The organism is Vibrio harveyi (assembly GCF_030060435.1).
Taxonomy (GTDB): domain Bacteria; phylum Pseudomonadota; class Gammaproteobacteria; order Enterobacterales; family Vibrionaceae; genus Vibrio; species Vibrio harveyi.
Genome location: NZ_CP125875.1, coordinates 1,146,855 through 1,162,753, shown reverse-complemented (window position 1 = coordinate 1,162,753; position 15,899 = coordinate 1,146,855). Strand labels below are relative to the sequence as shown.

13 protein-coding genes are annotated in these 15,899 nt (G+C 47.4%); 2 read left to right on the top strand and 11 right to left on the bottom strand.

Annotation, left to right across the window (positions count from 1 at the left end; all coding sequences use genetic code 11):
* Nucleotides 1-129 precede the first annotated feature (129 nt).
* Nucleotides 130-3,219 carry a multidrug efflux RND transporter permease subunit gene (locus QMY49_RS06045; RefSeq protein WP_283313422.1) on the bottom strand — a complete coding sequence of 1,030 codons (3,090 nt, stop codon included), beginning with the start codon at nt 3,217-3,219 and terminating at the stop codon, nt 130-132.
* 5 nt (nt 3,220-3,224) lie between these two features.
* Nucleotides 3,225-4,364 (bottom strand): efflux RND transporter periplasmic adaptor subunit, encoded by a 1,140-nt coding sequence (locus QMY49_RS06040; RefSeq protein WP_283313419.1) that lies wholly within the window; start codon nt 4,362-4,364, stop codon nt 3,225-3,227.
* A gap of 224 nt (nt 4,365-4,588) precedes the next feature.
* Between QMY49_RS06040 and QMY49_RS06035 the strand changes: the two genes are divergently transcribed.
* Entirely contained in the window at nt 4,589-5,017 is a 429-nt protein-coding gene (locus tag QMY49_RS06035) for a hypothetical protein (protein ID WP_199479782.1), read from the top strand.
* 9 nt (nt 5,018-5,026) lie between these two features.
* The gene (locus tag QMY49_RS06030; protein ID WP_005439924.1) at nt 5,027-5,701 is read left to right on the top strand and encodes a Crp/Fnr family transcriptional regulator; all 675 of its coding nucleotides are present in this window, start codon (nt 5,027-5,029) and stop codon (nt 5,699-5,701) included.
* Nucleotides 5,702-5,768: 67 nt separating this feature from the next.
* On the opposite strand, the gene tsgA is transcribed toward QMY49_RS06030, so the two are convergent.
* From tsgA to QMY49_RS05985, 9 genes are all read right to left on the bottom strand, one after another.
* A complete protein-coding gene (gene tsgA / locus QMY49_RS06025) occupies nt 5,769-6,935 on the bottom strand; it encodes an MFS transporter TsgA (protein WP_017190290.1) in 1,167 nt (388 codons plus the stop codon).
* An 87-nt stretch (nt 6,936-7,022) separates the two neighbouring features.
* Nucleotides 7,023-7,733: a purine-nucleoside phosphorylase gene (deoD, locus tag QMY49_RS06020; protein WP_430381701.1), complete on the bottom strand. Its 711-nt coding sequence runs from the start codon at nt 7,731-7,733 to the stop codon at nt 7,023-7,025.
* A 221-nt stretch (nt 7,734-7,954) separates the two neighbouring features.
* On the bottom strand, nt 7,955-8,803 hold the full coding sequence (locus QMY49_RS06015) for an ABC transporter permease (protein WP_283313411.1): 849 nt from the start codon (nt 8,801-8,803) through the stop codon (nt 7,955-7,957).
* Nucleotides 8,804-8,805: 2 nt separating this feature from the next.
* Nucleotides 8,806-10,086: an ABC transporter permease gene (locus tag QMY49_RS06010; RefSeq protein ID WP_152163295.1), complete on the bottom strand. Its 1,281-nt coding sequence runs from the start codon at nt 10,084-10,086 to the stop codon at nt 8,806-8,808.
* The gene (locus tag QMY49_RS06005) at nt 10,083-11,222 is read right to left on the bottom strand and encodes an ABC transporter ATP-binding protein (RefSeq protein ID WP_283313407.1); all 1,140 of its coding nucleotides are present in this window, start codon (nt 11,220-11,222) and stop codon (nt 10,083-10,085) included. The genes QMY49_RS06010 and QMY49_RS06005 overlap by 4 nt, the downstream gene beginning before the upstream one ends.
* A 74-nt stretch (nt 11,223-11,296) precedes the next feature.
* Nucleotides 11,297-12,211, bottom strand: coding sequence for a dihydrodipicolinate synthase family protein (locus QMY49_RS06000; protein WP_009705942.1), 915 nt, complete (start codon nt 12,209-12,211; stop codon nt 11,297-11,299).
* Between the two features lie 56 nt (nt 12,212-12,267).
* A complete protein-coding gene (gene lhpI, locus QMY49_RS05995) occupies nt 12,268-13,239 on the bottom strand; it encodes a bifunctional Delta(1)-pyrroline-2-carboxylate/Delta(1)-piperideine-2-carboxylate reductase (RefSeq protein WP_283313406.1) in 972 nt (323 codons plus the stop codon).
* A 105-nt stretch (nt 13,240-13,344) separates the two neighbouring features.
* A complete protein-coding gene (locus QMY49_RS05990; protein ID WP_069218065.1) occupies nt 13,345-14,418 on the bottom strand; it encodes a polyamine ABC transporter substrate-binding protein in 1,074 nt (357 codons plus the stop codon).
* A 121-nt stretch (nt 14,419-14,539) separates the two neighbouring features.
* Nucleotides 14,540-15,796 (bottom strand): NAD(P)/FAD-dependent oxidoreductase, encoded by a 1,257-nt coding sequence (locus QMY49_RS05985; protein ID WP_283313404.1) that lies wholly within the window; start codon nt 15,794-15,796, stop codon nt 14,540-14,542.
* Nucleotides 15,797-15,899: the final 103 nt, after the last annotated feature.

Sequence of the window (15,899 nt, the reverse complement as noted above, 5' to 3'; positions counted from 1 at the left end):
CCCTAACTGAACGCAAAAAGGGGCGAATTCGCTCGCCCCTATTATTTTTGAATCGCCTAGCGTAGTAATGCCTTGTTAGACAAGAGCTTACTGTGGCATCGCTCCTACTTGGCTAACCATTGACGCAACTTAACGCTTAGTTTTGGTTAGCTTGTTCACAAACACAAAGAAGGTCGGCACAAACAACAAGGCTAATAACGTCCCTGATACCATGCCACCAAATACGCCTGTACCAAGTGAGTTCTGTATCTCTGAGCTTGCCCCACTTGCGAACATCAGTGGCACAATACCAAAGGTAAATGCCAGAGAGGTCATCAAGATTGGTCGTAATCTCAATTTCGCCGCTTGAATTGCTGCTTCAGCAACCGATAATCCCAGCTTGCGTTGTTGGTTGGCAAACTCAACAATCAATATCGCGTTTTTAGCCGATAAACCGATCAGGGCAATTAAACCCACTTTAAAGAACATATCGTTTTGCAGCCCACTTAATGATACCGCCCACGCAGAGCCCAATAGCCCAAGCGGTGCGACCAAGACAACCGCAATTGGTATGGTCCAGCTCTCATATAACGCAGCAAGCACTAAAAACACCACCAGCAAAGAGAACAGCAACAAGATCTCCACTTCAGATTCTGCCTGGCGTTCTTGTTTAGACAAGTTGGTCCATTCAATACTCACGCTGTCATCGACTTGGCTAGCGACTTCTAACACTGCGTTCATTACCTGTCCGGAGCTGTAGCCCTGAGCCGCCATCGCAGAAGTGTCCGCCGCTTGCATACCATTATATCGCGTTAGCTGTTGCGGCATGGACTGCCAATCGGCTTTGATCAGCTCGGATAAGTAGACCAATTTTCCACTGCTGTTTTTCACCGCAATGCCCAAAACATCTTCGATGTTCATGCGGTATTTCTGGTCCGCCTGCACAATCACCTTCTGCATCCGCCCATGATTTGGAAAATCATTGACGTAGTTTGACCCCATAGCGGTGCTCAGAGTTTCGCTAATGTCAGAGAACGAAACACCCAACGTCATTGCCTTTTCACGGTCAATATCTAACGCCAGCCCTACCGTATAAGGAGTTGCGTTATAAAACAGCCCTGTCACTTCTGGTCGAGCCGTCAATGCTTGGTTGAACTTCTGTTTCAGTTGTTCAAAATCGGCTGCGCTTCTATTTGCTCGGTCTTGCAGTTGAAAGCTAACACCATTAGTTGCGCCCAACCCTTGGATTGCAGGAGGTAAAGCCGCAAACACCGCACCATCATTAGAGTGCTCACTCATGTACGCGTTAAATGCATTGGCAATGTCCGCACTCGAACGCTCACGCTTATCCCACTCGACTAAGTCTGTAATCATGAGTGCAGAGCCGGAGCCGGAACCCGCAAAACTAAAGCCTAAGACTACGTTGGAAGCGCGCACCTCTGGCTGAGCTAGTAGGAACTTTTCAGCAATCGAAACCACTTCTAAGGTTCTTTCTCGGCTCGCATCGGCTGGCAGTTGGATCGACGAAAAGAAGTAACCTTGATCTTCTTCTGGGAAGAAAGTGCTGTTGAGTTGCTGGAACATGTACACCGCACCCACCGATAACACGAGGTAAATTCCCATCATGCGCATCGTTTTATTGGTTGTCTTCGCCACCAACGAGCCATAACGCTGGGTGGAGGATTCAATCGCGCGGTTAAACCAACCCAATAAACCCGTACGCTTATGCGCATCTTCCTTAATGGGTTTTAACATGGTCGCACACAGCGCTGGCGTCAGGGTTAGCGCCAAAAATGCAGAGAACAAAATCGCAACAGCGATCGACAGCGCAAACTGCTGATAGATTTCCCCAGATGTCCCCGAAGCGAAAGAGATTGGCACAAACACCGCCACCATGACCGCCGTTACCCCAATTACGGCACCGGAGATTTCTTTCATCGCTTTTTTAGTCGCTTCTAAAGGCGATAGTCCTTCTTTTGCCATCAAGCGTTCGACGTTTTCCACCACAATGATCGCATCATCCACAATGATACCGATCGATAGAACAATCCCGAACATAGTGAAAACATTAATCGAAAAGCCCATCAACTTCATGATCACGAACGCACCGCACAAGGCTATCGGTGCGACAATGGCGGGGATAAAGGTGTAAGTAAATCGCTGCAAAAATAGGTACATCACGATAAACACCAAGATCATCGCTTCAACCAACGTCTTAACCACTTTCTGAATGGAGATTTTCGCAAATGGTGCTGCATCACCCGACGCCATGTAGTCGATGTCTTCAGGAAAGGTTTTCTTGAGCTCCTTCATCCGCGCATGAATGCGGTTCGACGTCGCCACCGCATTCGCGCCTGACATCATCTTAATCCCGATACTTGCCGACGATTTGCTATTGATGCGACTGCCAAAGTTATAGCTTTCTTGCCCCAATTCAACGCGCGCCACATCTTTAAGTCGCAATTGTTTACCATCAGTCGAAGAGCGCAAAATGATGTTCTCAAACTCTTTGACGTTTTTGAGCTGTCCCGACGCGGTCAACGGCGTTACGGTTTTCTGCCCTACTTTTGCAGGCTCTTGCCCTACTTGCCCCGAAGCGATTTGTACGTTTTGCGCGCTGATGGCGCCCGTCACGTCAGACATGGTAAGGTCATAAGAAACTAGCTTTTGTGGATCAACCCATATACGCATCGCGTGCTCGGCAGAGTAAACCGTCACTTTACCAACCCCAGGTATACGCTTGATTTCATCAGTCACATTACGCGCTAAAAAGTCACTCAATGCCCCTTCTGTCATCTTGCCTGATTTGGAGTACAGGCTTAAATACATCAGATCGGAGCTTGAACTCGACTCAACATTCAAACCACTTTGTCTTACGTCTTGAGGTAAACGAGGCTCAACGGTTTTTATTTTGTTCTGCACCGCAATTTGCGCCAGTTCAGGGTCAGTCCCGTAGGCAAACTTCACGCTGATCTGCCCATTACCAGTCGAATCTGAGCTGGATGTAAACGATTCAATGCCATCAGTACCAAACAACTCACGTTCGATGATCGAAATAACGGTGTCATTGATGGTTTCCGGCGAGGCTCCTTGGTAGCTAAAAAAGACGTCAACCTGAGGCTGACTCACCGACGGAAATCGCTCCACTGCGAGCTGAGTAATCGACACTAAACCCAAAAGCGTAATAAGGATGCCGATCACCCACGCAAAGATGGGGCGGCGAATAAAAAAGTGCGACATAGTGATTACCCATTCAACTGCTTAGTATTGTCGTGCCATTCCATTGTTTCGATACTGGTACCGGGAAAAGCGTTTTCACCACCAACGACCACCACTTGCTCTCCCTCATTGACACCACTGGTCACTAGGGTCATGCCGCCAGTATTACCATCGGTCGTAACAAGCCGTTCTTCCAATTGCCCATTTTTCACCACCAACAAGTAAGCCTCGCCCGTCGATTTGTGTTTCACGGCTAAATTGGGAATAGCAAAAGCCTCAACTTCGCCAACGGGGATCTGTGCTCGTACAAATTGCCCAACCAATAATCCGCGTGATGTGTTATCTACGACGGCACGTAATGTCACGTTGCTGGTTTCTTCATCCACATACACAGCGGAATAGACCACCTTACCGGAGAGGATGTGACCGCTGGGCGATATCACTTTTAAGCTGCGATCGGATTGATGGATGTCATCGGTTAAGCGAGAAGCCATAGACGCCGGCACTTGAACATCGAGATACACTTGATCAACCTTACGAATCACCGCTAGCGGCGACGAGCCACTCGGCTTGACCAACGCACCTTCAGTGATCAGCTCTTCACCTATCACACCGTCAATTGGAGCGGTTACGACGGTACGCTCTAAATCGAGTTTGGCTTTATTAAGCTGCGCTTTGCGGCTCATCCATTGCCCTTTCGCTGTACCAACACTAAAACGCGCATCATCTAAGTTCTGCTGACTGGCAAAATCAGTCTCACTGAGCTTTTTCAATCGCTCATATTGCGCTTGTGCTTTTTTATAAGCGTTTTCAGCTTCAACCACGTTAGCACGCTGGGTTTCGACTTCAATTTGGTAGGAGTCAGCATCGATTTGATATAAGGGTGTGCCTTTCTTCACAAAGTCCCCTTGGGTGAATAACCTTGCTTCGATGATCCCCTCGACTTGAGGGCGGATTTGAGCAATTTTGATGGGATTTACGCGCCCTTGCACTTGCTCATACAACGCCGTAGTCGTGGATTTGGCAACAACAGTAGAGAGTTTTACAACCTGAGCAAATCCTGCCGGACCTTCTTGACTGGCTTCTTCAGACGCGGAAGATGGATTGCACCCTGTGGTTATAAGAGCGGCGGCAATCATCACCGCAACCAAAGACTTTCTGTACATGTTTCTTTCTCACAATCAGATGACACGTTTTCGTCACTTAACTTGAATTCGCTCCCAAGGATGGAGCAGTGTGAGAACGGAAATTAGCAGCGGCTTGGTTAAGACAGGGTTAAGAGACCAAGCAATATCAGGCAATAACGTAGAGAGGGCGACATGCGTGTGACTTTCCGAATACCTTAAACGCAGTTACACTACGCCCTCTTTTCCTTTTCTGACACATTCCCATGACTGACGCTGATATCGAGCTGCAACACCTTTGGTTAGAAGTCCAAGCTGAGCGCTGGCAGAACCTGTCACGCTTTTTGTTTAGCTATTACTGCTACAAACACAACCTCGTGAGTAAAACCAATAAAGTGTGTTGGGAAACTGCCCGTGCTTCACTACCTTGTTCTAAGACAATTACCGAGCGCAAACATGCGGTTATCGAACCATTGATACCGGAAGATACGGTCGCTGGACTATTAAAAACCATCAGTAAAGATGGCGATATGAGTTTTGAAATAATGACGAGCACACTCGACACATTTTTGCGCTATGTTGTGATCAGCAAACAAGAAAAAGCCCAGCTTAAATCCAACATGCCAGCAAGTTGGTATCAGCAAGAGAGCAAGCCATTGATGGCACGTTTTGAGCTCGCAGGTATTGTGATTTAAGGTACGTCGATGCAGTTACAAACCCTAGGTAAAGGACGCTTTGAGGCGCAATGGAGTGAAGATAAACATCTCATCGAAAAAACGATCCGAGATTGCATCTGTACGCGCCGAATTTTTGATGAAAATGAAAAGCTCCTCACCCAAGGTGAGCATGTCGAAAACTTATATTTGGTCGATTCAGGGCGCATCTCTATGGGCGTTACAGCAAGAAACGGCAAAACCTTTCTGCTTGGCACGCTAGAGTGTGAACAACAAGTCTTTGGTGAAATGGAGTTCTTTACTGGCTACCGCTGCCAAATGGACATTGTTCCTGTAGAACCGGTTGAAGTTGCGATTATTGACGCGCAAAAGCTGCAAAAATGCTTGTTAGAACAGCCTCGACTGTCGCTTTACTTTGCCAGCGCCATCGCGATTGATTACCAAGATACGGTGGAGATTCTTTCTCGCCGATTACTCTACCCAATCACCTACAACGTGGCATACGACATCTATCATCAGTATTTAAATGATCTTCCAGTGGATGGGTTCCAAAAGAACTATTTGGAAGCGGAGCGATTTGCCACCTCAGATCGTGTTTATCGCCGCGCGGTGAAAGAGCTTGAAAACAAGGGCTTTATCGCCAAAGAAAAGAAAGGCTTACGTATTCTCGACTTGGACGGACTGCGTAATTTTGTCGAAGAATAACTGAGTTCTTCAATCGTAAATGAGAAAAGGTCTGCACAATGCAGACCTTTTTGTTCTCTTAATTAATTTAAGCGGCTTGCGTTTGCTCTACTGTCTTAAACTTCATTGAAACCACCAGCATTGCGACGACCACTGCGTAAATAACTGGGATAGCGTACATCACGGTTTGCAGACCAACCACGCTTTCCATTACCGAACTGATAGCTGGGCTGAACATCGCGCCCGCACTGCCGCTGATTAAGATGTAAGACACGTTTTTACTAGTTGCATTGCGCACAAACGATACTCCATAAGCGATGAAAGCATTGTAAAGCGCAGCACAAGCAAAGCCGTAACCGTAAGTCAGGTATGACAACCATTCTAGTTTATCCGTGGTGACGATAACGCTAGTGATCACCATAGCAACAGAGATGATAGTCAGTAGGAATGTTTGAATCTTCATGCGCGAAACAATCACGGTAGAAACCAACGCACCAACCAGAGCGGCAGACCAGTATTGAGTGATGATGTTGCCTGCTTGCTCAAATGGGATATCAAACTTCTCTTTCACGAACATTGGTGCCCAAGTTAAGAATGTGTATAGCGCAAGCATACCTAGGAACAAACCTACGCCGCCGCTGATGATACCGAAGTTCCATTCAGACTTTGCTTCTTGCTCAGAACCGCTTTCACCACCACATTGGTTAAAGTTGGTCAGCAGAGCAACAAACATGGTTGCCAACGCCACAACGCCCACGCTTAGGTAACTGATGCTCCAGTTCATTGCGTTCGTCAGCGCATAAGTGGTGATCAATGGGAAGACGACGCCAGCAATGTTAAAGGTCGCGTCTTGAACCACCAGCATGGTGCTTTGAATTTTGTCTTTCCATACCGATACCACGATAGTACCCGCGATACAAAGACCGACACCGCCACAGAAACCAATCACGGTCATGCCGAGCATCACGATAAACAGAGAAGGCGCAACGTATAAGCTCAGTGCCGCAGCGGCAATCGCACCGTAACACAGCACGGTCATGCGTTTGATGCCGACTTTTTCAATCAAAAAGAAAGCCGCGATCGTACCGGCAAGTGCGCCGCCGTTTAGCAGCGAGAAAATCGACGCGACTTCGTTAACGTTCGCATCAAAGGTGTTGGCAAGCGGTTCAACCAACATACCAAATTGGGTCGCAAAACCCGCCATGATGAAGTTGGCGAGAAAGCTAATTGCGGTGAGTGTTATTTTATTTTTCATAATTCACTCCAAGGGCTCATGAGATAGATGTTCTTAGTATTAGAGAAAGCCAGCGAGCCAGCTCTCAAAGAAAACTTAATTGTAGGGTTAAGCTTTAATCGCAGTTTCTAGCGCAATTTCAATCATGTTGTTGAAAGAAAGCTGACGCTCTTCTGCTGTGGTTTCTTCGCCAGTAATGCAGTGATCAGACACGGTCAAAATCGCCAGCGATTCAATGCCGAATTGGTGTGCTAAGCCGTACAAGCCCGCGACTTCCATATCCACACCAAGCACGCCAAATCGCTCTAGGGCTGGGATCATGTCTTCATCCGGATCGTAGTAAAGATCGCCTGTGAAGATGTTACCCACTTTGACATCTATGCCCTTCTCTTTCGCAGACATGTAAGCGTTATGCAGAAGTTCAAACGTTGCAGACGTTGCCATATGGTAGCCACTGCTGCGCTTAGCATTCGTCGGTGAATCTGTGCCTGCCGCTTGGGCTAGGATAACGTCACGCATGTGAACGTCTTTTTGCGTCGCGCCGATGCTACCGATTCGGATGATGCGTTTCACACCAAAGTCATTAATCAGCTCGTGACCGTAAAGCACCATTGATGGAATGCCCATGCCGTGCCCCATCACTGAAATGCGCTGACCTTTGTAATAACCGGTGTAGCCCAGCATGTTACGAATGTCCGTAATCAGTTTGGCGTCATCTAGGTAGGTTTCAGCGATGTATTTCGCGCGTAGCGGATCGCCCGGCATGATAACAGTTGAAGCAAAATCTTCCGCAGAACCTGCGATATGAGCAGTCATAATGTTTTCCTCGTTCGTTCTGATGGCGCAATCATAATGAGGAAGCAGGACAAAGTTTCAGGACAAAAGTCCGGTTTGAAAGTACGAGCTCTCATAACTGAGCAAAGCGTCAGTATTCAACGAAAAAAGCGCCCACAAGGAGGCGCATTCGGTCAAAAAAGTGAGTAATTCTTTGCAGAGAAAGCTCAGGGTAACCGCAAAATGGCTTGTTGCTTTAACCAGATTTATTCTTGAATGCCACGGATACGCACGTTTCGCCTGCGCAGTATTTCTAGCGTGACGAGCAGACACACCGACATAAAAATCAACAGTGTCGCGACGGCGAGTATGGTAGGACTGATTTGCTCACGAATGCCAGACCACATTTGCCTTGGTACGGTTTTTTGCTCCGCCCCCGTTAAAAACAGCGCGACCACCACTTCATCAAACGAAGTACCGAAAGCAAACAAGCCACCGGAGATCATACCTGGACGTATTAGAGGAAAAGTCACATACCTAAAGGTATACACCGGATTCGCTCCAAGGCTAGCAGCGGCTTTAACTAAACTGTGGTCAAAACCACTTAGAGTTGCCGTTACCGTGATCACCACAAACGGTGTACCAAGTGCAGCGTGAGCTAAGATGATGCCGATGTAAGTCTGGGACAGTCCTAAGCGCGTATAGAAGAAATACATAGCTGCCGCCGAAATGATCACCGGAACAATCATTGGCGAGATCAGTAGCGCCATGATGGCATTGCGAAACGGCAAATTACTGTTGGCTAACCCTAGTGCCGCTAATGTGCCAAGCGCTGTGGCAATCAAAGTCGCCATCAAAGCAATGAAAGTGCTGTTCTTGAGCGCTAACAACCACTGCTCGTTAGTGAACATCTCTTGAAACCATCGCACTGAATACGCCTCGGGATCAAGATTCAGCATGCCCTCAGTAAAGGTAAAATAAGGTGTGGCATTAAACGACAGAGGAATGATGGTTAGAATCGGTGCGATAAGGAAAAACAGCACCAAGCCGCAAAAAACCAAATACCCAGCGTAGGCAATTCTCTCGCCTATGGATGCATAATTCGGCAAACCCATGATTACCCTCCTACCTTGATATTATTAATGCCCACGACGCGGTTGAACACATAAAACAGCGCTAACACCACAAACAACAATAGACCGCCTAAAGCCCCCGCCATGCCCCAGTTCAACGAGGTTTGCATGTGATAAGCAATCATGTTGGAAATCATCTGTCCGCTTCGCCCGCCAACCAAAGCTGGCGTGATGTAAAAGCCGATGGAAAGAATGAAGGTCAACAACGCACCTGCGCCAATACCGGGTAGCGTCAGCGGCATATAAACCTTGGTAAACGCGACTAAAGGCGTGGCACCGAGTGAACGAGCCGCGCGGAAGTAAGTCGGACTAATGCCCTTCATCACGCTATAAAGCGGTAAAATCATGAACGGCAAAAGGATGTGAACCATCGATACCACGGTGCCAAACGTATTGTGGATCATTTGAATCCGTTCCGACGTTAAGCCAGACCAAATCAGTAAGTCATTAATCACACCTTGGTTTTGCAACAACACAATCCAAGACGTAGTTCGAACAAGTAGCGAAGTCCAAAATGGTAGAAGAACAACGATCAACAATAGGTTTGCGCGCTTATCTGGTAAGTTTGCTAGCAAGTACGCTACGGGGTATGCCATTACCAAGCAAATGAGCGTGATTAAGACCGACATCCAAAAGGTTTTAAAGAAAAGGTCGACGTAGATCTGGCGTTTTTCTGGTTGCGCTTCAATTTCACCAAACTCATTCACTTGCATGTCTAATGCCGCTAAATAGTGGCTCAATGTAATGGCACCACTGAGGTTCTTAAACGCCGCCCAATACTTAGTTTCTGCCCAGCGTTTATCGAGCTTAGATAACTCTGTTATCGATGCTGGCAATGACTCAAGGCGAGATAGCTTTCTTCCGGTTTTCATCATTAAGCTGCGCATTCCGGAAACTTCAATATTCATGCGATTGGCGATTTTTGGCAACGTTTTGCTTTGATACAAACCCAATAGCTCATGAGAAAACGCGGTGATCACTTCTGGGTGCGGCTGACCGCGATAGTCCCAACTTTCTAGCGCTTGAATTGTTTCTGGCAATGCTTGAGGTATGGCTCGATTGTCGACACTGCGATACAGCATTTCTAAGATAGGAAATGCAAAGGTGAGTAAAATGAAACACACCAAGGGCACAGTAAGCATGATCGAACGGATGGTTTTTCTCCGTTCTGCTTTTTGCAGCTGAGCTTTGAGATCGTGTTCTTGCTCATGAACTTGGCGCTCGATTTCCAATACCGAGTCCAACGAGGTTAGCTCTCGACTCATGCTGCCTCCTCATTGCATTCCGTTTGCGGTTGAGATTGAGGTTGTGAGCAATCAAGGGCGTGACAATCTTCACTTTGCCAGCCGATGCGGCATTGTGCGCCGGGAGTAAGTGAGAGATGGGTGCGATTGTCATTTGGTACTTTGACGACGAGTTTACCCACCGTCTCAACGTCAACCACTAAACGATAGTGATCACCATGGTAAATCAGCTCACGCAGGATACCGGAAACTTGGTTATCACACTGTTCGCCATCAGACTGAAGGATGATTTTTTCCGGTCGAATCGAAAGCGTGGTGCTCTGCCCTCGCTCTTTGACTCTTACCGGTTTCGCATTGAATGCCGCTTTCCCGACCTGCACTTGGCAACGAGTATCATCTAACGTGTTTACAATACCGGTAAGTTGGTTGTTCTCACCGATAAACTGCGCCACAAACGCATTGCTTGGCGATTCGTACAACTCAGTTGGCGGCGCCAATTGCTGCACTTCGCCATGGTTAAATACCGCAATGCGATCAGACATCGTCAGCGCTTCATCTTGATCGTGCGTCACGTACAAAATGGTGATGCCGAGCTTTTCGTGAAGATGCTTTATTTCCATCTGCATTTGCTCGCGAAGCTGCTTATCCAACGCACCCAACGGCTCATCCATCAACACAAGTTTTGGCTCGAACACCAAGGCTCTGGCGAGGGCGACGCGCTGTTGCTGACCGCCAGATAACTGCTTGGGATAACGACTGGCAACGTGCCCTAGCTCCACCATGTCTAATGCGCTTTGCACTTTACTCTCAATGGTTTCACTGTCGAGCTTGCGTACCTTTAACGGAAAGGCAAGGTTTTCAGCAATGGTCATATGGGGAAAGAGCGCGTAGTTTTGAAATACCATGCCGATGTCTCGCTTGTGCGGAGCAAGGTTATTCACCGGCACGCCATCAATATAAATTTCGCCGCCAGTGGCAGTTTCAAACCCTGCCAGCATCATTAAGCACGTGGTTTTGCCCGACCCGGAAGGTCCAAGCATGGTGACAAACTCACCGGGGGCGATATCTAAGTTAAAATCTTTTACAACCAAGTTGGTGCCATCGTAGGTTTTCTTAACGTGTTGAAAGCTGACATAGTCCTTGTTCGCCGAATTCATGGCTTCCCTCCTCTCACTTTTTTGAACATCAAGAATAAGCAGAGCGTCAGTTAACGCCCTGCTAAGCAGCTTGGTTATAAATTGTATTTAGTTAGGTCTAAACGAGTAGCAAGCGCATGCTCGACCAATTGAATCACTTGTTCACGCTCTGCGCCTTGCAAGATTTGACGAGGGGCACGAACTTGCTCAGAGCCGCGTCCGCACACTTGCTCCGCTAGCTTGATACACTGAACCAAAGTCGGGATGGTGTCTAAACGCAGCAATGGTAGGAACCAGCGGTAAATCTCTAACGCTTCTGCGTAACGACCTTGACTTGCCAACTTGTAAATCGCGACCGACTCCTCAGGGAATGCGTTAGTTAAGCCGGAGATCCAGCCTGTTGCACCTAGCATTAGTGATTCAAGCGCAATGTCATCTACTCCGCTGAACACGGTAAAGCGGTCGTCAAATTGATTGTAGAGTTCTGTAATGCGGCGCGTATCCGTGGTGGATTCTTTCACCGCCACAATGCTTTCAAATTCAGCCAACTTCGCCATGATGTCGAGATTGACATCCACCCCGTAAGAAACTGGGTTGTTGTAAATCATAATTGGCATTTCTGGCGTCGCTTGCGCCAAAGTACGGTAGTAATCAAAAGTCTCGCTTTCTGATGTACGGTACACCATTGCAGGCATCACCATACAGCCATCAATACCGATTTTTTGAGCGTCTTGCATATAGTCAATCGCTGCAGTGGTAATGGACTCTGCCGTACCAGCAATCAAAGGTACACGACCATTGACCACTTCTTGTGCTGCCTGCAATACCTGACGTTTTTCTTCTGGATACAAGGCGCAGTTTTCTCCTACTGTACCCAAACAGATGATGCCGTTGACGCCATCCTTAATTTGGTTATCGATAACGGTTTGTGTTGCATCTAAATCAATTGACTGATCGTGACGAAACTGAGTACTGACCGCTGGATAGACACCTTTCCATTCTACTTTCATTAACTTTCTTCCCTATATATATATTGTATGCAATTTTAGAAGGCGAGCGAAAATGCTCAAACTAGGCTGATGCCGCTTTCTTTCAATACCGCTTGTACAGCGGCTAAATCGGCTAAGGCACTGCCCACCGATTTGTATAAGGTGATCGCCTCATCACTCTGACGCCCTCTCACTTCTTTGGCGCAAAGCTGTGGCAACTCTCCTTTAATCTGCTCGGCGTTAAACACGCCCTCTTGGATTGGGATCAGTAAATCCCCTGCTTCCGCTAACACATTAATGCGGCTATCGACATACACCTGTGCGCGCTGCACAACTGTCGAGTCACACTCTCGTTTATCCGAATCATGATTGCCTACTAAGTCGATATGCGTGCCGGGTAGAACCTTTGCACCATCAAACAGTGGTGTAGCGGAAGCGGTCACACAACTAATGATATCAACATGTTCAAGAGTCTCATCGACGCCCTCAACCACCGATACCTCAAACTGACGCTCGATTGGCAAGGATTGATACTCTGGCGATGAGACAATGCGATCGACGGTCGCCATCGCTTTGTCCAAACTTCGTCCCCAAACATAAACCTGTTTAAGCGGTCGAACTGCGGCATACGCCCACGCAAAATATGGTGCCAAATTACCAGTTCCGCATATCAGCAACCGAGAGGCTTTTTCACGCGCTAGGTAATCCGCAGCTAATGCAGACGCCGCTGCCGTGCGCCAAAAGGTCAGCACTTTTCCATCGACCAATGCGACAGGTTGACCGTCTTCTCTTTTAAACACCACGATTTTGGACGCCAGCGTATCTTTGCCATGTGCTGGATTCTGTGGGAAATAGGTAAAAGCTTTTACCGCGATTAAGTCTTGGTTCCATGCAGGCAGCAAAGCAAAGGCTTCATACTTACCTTCTTCCAAAGGCATCACTCTTCGTTGGGGAATAGCAGCAGGCTGGGCATAAGTTTCTCGCATGGTTTCAATCAACGACTTCATGCTCAAACACTTGGCAACTTGCTGCGCATCGATAACGTTCATGGTTTCTCCAAAGCAAATAAAGGGGAACATCAGAGGCGGAACTTTTGGTTATCAAGCCCGCCTCTTCAGTGGTAACACTCAACTGAGCTAGCGCTTGGTTAATGCCTAATTAAGCAGCCAAGTGTTAAACTCTTCATTGAGTTCATCGGCATAATCCGACCACCACTCATCATTAATCAAAAAGGCTGTTTTAAAGTTCTGCGGTGCGGTAGGCAGGTTTGCCAAAATCTCAGGGCTTACTTGCGCCGACGACGATTTACGGGTTGGACCATAGGCAACGTATTTTGCTTGGTCAGCTAAAGGCTTGGTACCCGATGAAAAGGCGATGAAATCGAGTGCTAACTTGGTGTGCGCACTGCCTTTTGGAATCGCCCAGCCGTTCATGTATCCCATTTGGTGATCCCAAATAATGCGAAATGGCTGACCTTCATCTTGTCTGGCATTATGGATACGACCGTTAAATGCCGAGGCTATCACCACTTCTTTGTCTGCGAGCATTTGTGGTGGCTGAGCGCCTGTTGTCCACCACAACACTTGTGATTTGATGGTATCGAGCTTGGCAAATGCTCGCTCGCGCCCTTGTTCGGTCTCTAGCAAGGCATAAACCTCTTCAGGCTTCACGCCATCCGCCAACAGTGCCCACTCTAAGTTGCCTTGAGGTTGCTTTTGCAGCGCACGTCGACCAGGAAAGGTGTTCAAATCAAAAAGGTCGGTCAACTTGCTTGGTGCGGCTTTACCTTTGAATGCTTCTTCATTAACGGCAAGTACGGTCGAAACCACAATCGAGTTGATTGCGCATTCGTGAATCGCCCCTTCAATGAAATCTTGTTCTGCTGGCGTGCCATCCGCACCCGGCGGCAAAATACTCGGATTAACAGGCTCTAAAAGCCCTTCTGCACAGCCGCGTACAATGTCTGGTTTGTCTAGTGATACCAGATCCCAGCGCACATTATTGGCTTCTACTTGCGCTTTGATTTCGGCTAAACCACCACTGAAGTCTTCTGAGACAATCTCTACACCCGTCTTTTTGATAAAAGGTTTGTGGTACGCCTCAACTTGGCTCTTGGTAAACGCACCGCCCCAAGACACAATCGTTAATTTCTCTTCTGCGTATGCAGAGGTCCCCAACAGCATTCCTGAAATCAACATCGCCAGTGGTGCTTTCGTCATTCGTGACATGTTTTACTCCTTTGGTCGTTTTCTGGAGGTATCCGGATACGGCTGCTGGACACCTTGTTGTTAAATTTTCGTTAACATTAGCATTAAATATATTTTATACAATATTTAATCTTAAAATTTTTTAAGCGAATCGCTTGAGCGTAAATGGTGAAAGATCAACCGATGTTTTTTTGCCTTCGACAAGCTCCAAAATGAGGTCGGCGGTAATTGCAGCTTGGGTTAATCCAAGGTGCTGATGTCCAAATGCCAGCAGCACTTTTCCTTCACAAATCTGGTCAATCACAGGTAACGAATCCACTGTTGAAGGTCGGTTTCCCATCCACTTTTCTTGTTGCTTGAGAGGGTTTAATCCACTTTCGAACATCGCATCGCCTTGCTGATATAACATCTCGGCACGCTTCATATTCGGGGGAGATTCTACGTGTGCATACTCCACTGTTCCCGCTAAACGTAGCCCACTCGCCATCGGCGTCATGATGAATTTTCGGTCGGCAGAGCTGATCGGAAACGGCAGCGCTTGCCGTTTATCATCCACCATTAAGTGATACCCTCGCTCTGCTTGAATAGGCACAGCGATACCAGTTAATTGCTCCACTAAAGGCTTGGAATGTACCCCGGCAGCAACGATGATACGGTCGAATGAATATTGACTTGAATCCACCGATACTTGTCCTGACTTACTTAGAGCATCAATCGTTTTATTAACAATGGTCCCACCCTGCCTCTCAAAGGCATCATAGAGCTCAACGCAGATGGAATAAGGGTCTAACGTATGTCCCGTCTCAGGGAAAAATACACCATGGCGAATTTGTCGACTGATCTCGGGAAGTTGTTCACGGATGGTTTTCTGCGTCCAAACTTGATACTTCACATCGTGTTTTTTTAGCTCTTCTAGCGTACTTTGATAACGTTCGAACAGCCGCTCGCTTTCAAAGGTCAATAGCGAGCCATCCATTTTGATCAGGTCTTTTTTCTCGATGGAATCGAGCAGCTGTTGCCAGCTTTTCACTGCTCTTGAATTGAGACTTTTGATGGCGTTGGTCGAAGGCTCTGTCGACGATGGTTTGGCTTTTGATAAGAACCGAAGCATCCAACCTATGGTGGAAGGGAGATCTTGCCATCGGATAGAAACCGGACTTTTGGGGTTCAATATCATCTTTGGTAACTGAGGAATAAGACCCGGTGTTGCGAGTGGAAAAACTTGCTCAGTTGCGATGTGTCCTGCGTTCCCTTTCGAGCAACCATTTCCCACACCATTCGGGTCGAATAGTGTCACCTGATGCCCTTTTTGCTGCAATTTTAAGCCAATTGCCAAGCCGATGATCCCCGCGCCTACTATCGCTATATTTTGATTTCCAGTTTCTTCCTTGACCAACATGAATATGCTCCAAGTCACATTTGAAAAAGCAGATTGTATACAATATATTTTACATCACGATAACATTAAGCCCGTTCGATTCAACCCATTTTTTCAGCAAGGA